5 protein-coding genes are annotated in these 4,129 nt (G+C 70.6%); 1 reads left to right on the forward strand and 4 read right to left on the reverse strand.

From position 1 onward, the window contains the following. Nucleotides 1-164: 164 nt before the first annotated feature. On the reverse strand, nucleotides 165-1,106 hold the full coding sequence (locus CCN72_RS35895; RefSeq protein ID WP_086812552.1) for an amidohydrolase family protein: 942 nt from the start codon (nucleotides 1,104-1,106) through the stop codon (nucleotides 165-167). A 346-nt stretch (nucleotides 1,107-1,452) separates the two neighbouring features. On the opposite strand from CCN72_RS35895, the gene CCN72_RS35900 reads away from it, so the two are divergent. Next, nucleotides 1,453-1,938, forward strand: a complete 486-nt coding sequence (locus CCN72_RS35900; RefSeq protein WP_244174651.1) for a MarR family winged helix-turn-helix transcriptional regulator — start codon at nucleotides 1,453-1,455, stop codon at nucleotides 1,936-1,938. 273 nt (nucleotides 1,939-2,211) lie between these two features. On the opposite strand, the gene CCN72_RS40125 is transcribed toward CCN72_RS35900, so the two are convergent. From CCN72_RS40125 to CCN72_RS39385, 3 genes are all read right to left on the reverse strand, one after another. Next, the gene (locus CCN72_RS40125) at nucleotides 2,212-2,514 is read right to left on the reverse strand and encodes a hypothetical protein (RefSeq protein ID WP_202441739.1); all 303 of its coding nucleotides are present in this window, start codon (nucleotides 2,512-2,514) and stop codon (nucleotides 2,212-2,214) included. Between the two features lie 39 nt (nucleotides 2,515-2,553). Beyond that, nucleotides 2,554-3,213: an HAD family hydrolase gene (locus CCN72_RS35910; RefSeq protein WP_086812554.1), complete on the reverse strand. Its 660-nt coding sequence runs from the start codon at nucleotides 3,211-3,213 to the stop codon at nucleotides 2,554-2,556. Nucleotides 3,214-3,706: 493 nt separating this feature from the next. Then, nucleotides 3,707-4,129, reverse strand: a 423-nt coding sequence (locus CCN72_RS39385; protein WP_167408749.1) for a sigma-70 family RNA polymerase sigma factor, incomplete at its 5' end; no start/stop codon positions are given.

The following is a 4,129-nucleotide window of genomic DNA, read 5'->3' on the forward strand; positions in this document are numbered from 1 at the left end:
GGTCGGTGGGTCTGTGCGGGGGCGGCCCCGGCCCCGAGGAACGCCACCACTCCCGCTCGACATACCGACCGGCGCCGCCCCCGCACAGACCCACCGACCCGGGCTGAGACGGGGCGCGCGGCAGGGGCCGTACCACCGCCGCTTCCTCACCCGAGGGCGACCGATCAGGCCGCTCTGAGTCTCGGGAAGAGGGCCTCCGCGCTGCCCCGGTTGATGGCATCGAGCCCTCCCGGCTCGTAACCGTCGTAGCCGTCGAGCATCGCGTCGAAGAGCCTGCCGTGTTCCTCCGCGGCGAAGGGCGAGTCGCTGCCGTAGAGGACGTGGCCCGGAGCCGCGAAGGCGAGCAGGGAGGGCAGGGCGGAGGGGCTGGCGGAGAGGGCGGTGTCGAAGTAGAAGCGCCGCAGATCGGTCAGGATGCTCTCGGGCGTGGTGCCGGGGTTGAACTGGGCGCCGAGGGTGAACCGCCAGGCCGCGTAGGGCAGGAAGCCGCCCGCGTGGGAGAGGATCACCTTCATCCGGGTGTGCCGGCCCATCACTCCGTTGACCGTCATGTGCAGCGCGGTGCGGGTGGTGTCGAAGGGGAAGTCGACCACGGGGCCGGGCAGGCCGTCGAGCATGGGCAGGGCCGAGCCGGTGGGGTGGATGAACACCACGGCGCCGCGGGCGTCCAGCTCTTCCCAGAGCGGGGCGAACTCCTTGTCGCCGAGATAGCGGCCATGGGCGTTGGACATCAGCACCACACCATCGGCATGCAGTTCGTCCAGCGCGTACGCGGCCTCGGCGATTGCGCCGTCCACGTCCGGCAGGGGCAGGCTCGCGAAGAGTCCGAAGCGGTCGGGGCGGTCCTTGACCAGCTCCGCGCCGTACTCATTGACACTCCGGGCCACCGCGCGGGCCTCCGCGTCATCGCCGAAATGAGTGCCCGGTGAGCTGACCGAGAGGACTCCGGTGGCGATCGAGCGGCGGTCCATCATCGCGATCGCGCTCTGCGCGTCCCATGCGGGCGTCGGCCAGCCCGCGGCCGTGGCGCCATGCCGCTCCATCACCTCCCGATAGGCCCCCGGGATGAGGTGCTGGTGAACATCGATGCGTCGAGAAGCAGCCATCGTCTCTTGCCCTCCTAATATTTAGCTTGCTAACGATTGCTTTGCTAAAGTAGCACCCATGAGCGACAGACGCAACAGCCTTCGCGCCGCCGACGAGTCGTCCGCGGACGACCGCCCGCAGACAGCCGCAGACGCCCAGCCGGCGGCGGACCAAGACCAGCGGGCCGCGGACCAGGGCCGGGGGGCGGCGAATCAAGGCCAGAAGCCCCCGAACCGGGGCCGGAAGACCGCGGATCCGGATCGGCGATCTCGGAAGACCGCGGATCCGGATCGGCGATCTCGGAAGACCGCGGATCCGGATCGGCGGGCGGCAGATCACGCCCGGTCGGCAGCGCCTGACCAGTCGGTGGCGCATGACCAGACATCGGCGCCTGACCAGTCGCCGGCGCACGGCGACATCGGCGCGGAGGAGATCTCCCAGGCCGCCGACGCCCTCTTCTTCGCGATGCGCCGGGCCCGTACGACCAGCGCGGAGCATTACGGCGGCCTCTCCCTCCCCCAGGTCGCCCTCCTCGAACCGCTGGCCACGGAGCCGGACCTGCCCGTGGGCCGGCTGGCGAGCAGCGCCGACGTCAGCGTCCCGACCGCGACGCGGATGCTCCAGCAGCTGGAGACGAAGGGGATGGTCGTACGCCGCCGCTCCCCCGAGGACGAACGGCGTGTCCTGGTCAGCCTCACCGACGACGGCGCCGAGCGGCTCGCCGTGCTCCGGGGCCACCTGCGCGAGCGCCAGGCCCGCGCCTACGAGGCATTCACCCCGGCCGAGCGCGCCCTGCTGGTCACGCTGCTGCACCGCCTCACTGACCTGGTCGCCGACCCGGGCACAAGCTGAGTCCCCCGGCCGGTTTGGCCGACCCCCCGCCCCGGTTGCCCATGGCCGCATGGTCCCCACCAAGGTCGCCGAGACCGATCCTGCCGGAACTCGCTCCCTTCGCCCGCGCCGTGCAGGCGAGGCGGCCCGACGACGGCACCTGGTGCGAGGCGTGGACGGTGCGGGACGTGCTGATCCACCAGACGGGGACGCCGAGGAACTGGCCCGTGCCCTTGAGGCGTTCCTCGCGGGCGCGCCTGTGGAGGCCCGCGGTTTCAATCGCGAGGCCCCTTATCACCGGCCGGGCCGTGACGGCCCCCTTCTTCGCCGAGCACATGCGCGAGGAGCTGATCCAGCACGGCTGGGGCCTGACCGGTGACGGCCGTACGACCGTACGGCCGTATGAGCGCTCGACGAGCCCACGTCGGCCGTCGGATCGGTGAAGCCGTCGAGGACGAGGGTGCGCGGGGCGCCGTACTTGCCGTCGAGCAGGTCGGTCGGGGTCTGCGGGTCCAGGTCGCCGGGCAGGTACAGGTGGCCGGCGACCGGGCCGAGCCGGTCCAGCAGGTCGTTCACGGTCGCTTGCGTGAGCTCCATGACGGACAGTGAAGCGCATGGCACTGACAGTGCAACATGTTACTGCCCGGTAATGAGTGCGGGCAGCTTGCGCATGTCATGGAAGACGACGGTGCCGGGCCCCGCGAGCCGCTCGGCGGGCGTCAGTCCCCCGGCGTACCCGAACGCACGCATCCCCGCGGCGCGCGCGGCCCGCACACCAGGCCCGCTGTCCTCGACCACCACACAGGCGGCCGGCTCGACGCCCATGCTCCGGGCGGCGTGGAGGAACAAGTCCGGCGCGGGCTTGCCGCGGGCGACCTCGGTGGCGCTGTAGATGCGGCCCGCGAAACGGTCGTACAGTCCGGTACGGCCCAGGGTGTGCCGCATCTTGCCATGGGACCCGCTGGAGGCCACGCACGTCGGCAGCGTGATCGTGTCGAGGTCCTCCACCAGCCCTTCTACGGGCGCGAGTTCGGTGTCGACGGCCTCGCGGTGCAGCTCTTCGAAACGCTCCGCCCAGATGGCGGCGGTCTCCGCGCCCAGCCGGTCGGCGACCTGTTCGCGGATCGCGGCGTGCGAGCGGCCGATGAACCGGCCGACGACCTCGTCCTCGCTCAACGGCCAGCCCAGTTCGGCGCCGAGGGCGATCTGGAGACGGGCGGCGATGCGCTCGCTGTCGACCAGTACGCCGTCGCAGTCGAATATGACGAGCTTGATCGGCTCGGTCGGCTTGATCATCCGGGCAGCATAAACGCCTGCCGCTTGCCCGGCGTGCTGCCCTCTCTCCCAAGAAGAGGTAGCACGCCGGGCCTGGTGTCCAGCTGTCGTGGCGCTACTTGTCCCAGCCCGGGTCCCTCCCCCGTGCGGACCTGGCCTCGAACCCCCCGCGCATTCCCCGACCGCTGGTTCCCCTCAACGTCGTTCAGCAGATGTGAAGCGAGAGCGAGCCGGCCGAGGCGGTGCGAACGTCTCGGTCGTCCTCCTCCAGCTGATCCTCGACGCGATCCAGCAGCGCCTCCCAGCTCACCGGATCAATCTCCTCCGGTGGCTGCCGAGTTGGTGCCCGGCATGCCTCCGCCGCCTGGCGGAGTACTTCGAATGTTGGATACATCCCGCGTGTTCCCTCCCGAGGTGCGTGTGTGGCCCTTGTCGTTTTCCGGGTCGCTAGGACCCAACCTGGGCTCACGGGAGGCGACTGGTGGGCCCCCTCCCGTGAGTCCGAGTAGCGGCACTAGCTCGTCACGTCGCCCAGTACCTCGTCGTAGATCGTTTCCTTGTAGGGCTCCAGGGCCTTGCACACGTCCTTGAACCGGCGGCCCACCGTATGCCGGTCGATCTTGAGGCAACGCGCGATCTCCGCCTGGCTGAGGCCCTCGACGATCGCGAGCCTGCCGACCGGGTACAGCCGCTCCGTCAACTTCTCGGCGAGGAAACGGTCGATGGCCTTGAGGCGGACCTCCCGCGTGTGCTCGCCCTCGTCCGCTTCGACCGGCACCTCGGGGAACTCGCGCACCGGGGACGAGAGATCACGGTCCCTGCCGCGCACCGCGTCCGCGATGACATCGCGCATGACCTTGCGCGCGAAGGCCCGTCCGCCGTCTCGCCGGTCCAGGACGAAGTCCGGCCGCGACCAGGCGCGCACCAGTTGGAGCAC

Source organism: Streptomyces murinus (assembly GCF_002154555.1).
Lineage (GTDB): Bacteria > Actinomycetota > Actinomycetes > Streptomycetales > Streptomycetaceae > Streptomyces > Streptomyces murinus.

What these genes read in the sequence shown, in the direction of transcription:
- CCN72_RS35910 (WP_086812554.1), bottom strand. Translation starts at nt 3,213, where the DNA reads ATGATCAAGCCGACCGAGCCGATCAAGCTCGTCATATTCGACTGCGAC.
- CCN72_RS35895 (WP_086812552.1), bottom strand. Translation starts at nt 1,106, where the DNA reads ATGGCTGCTTCTCGACGCATCGATGTTCACCAGCACCTCATCCCGGGG.
- CCN72_RS40125 (WP_202441739.1), bottom strand. Translation starts at nt 2,514, where the DNA reads ATGGAGCTCACGCAAGCGACCGTGAACGACCTGCTGGACCGGCTCGGC.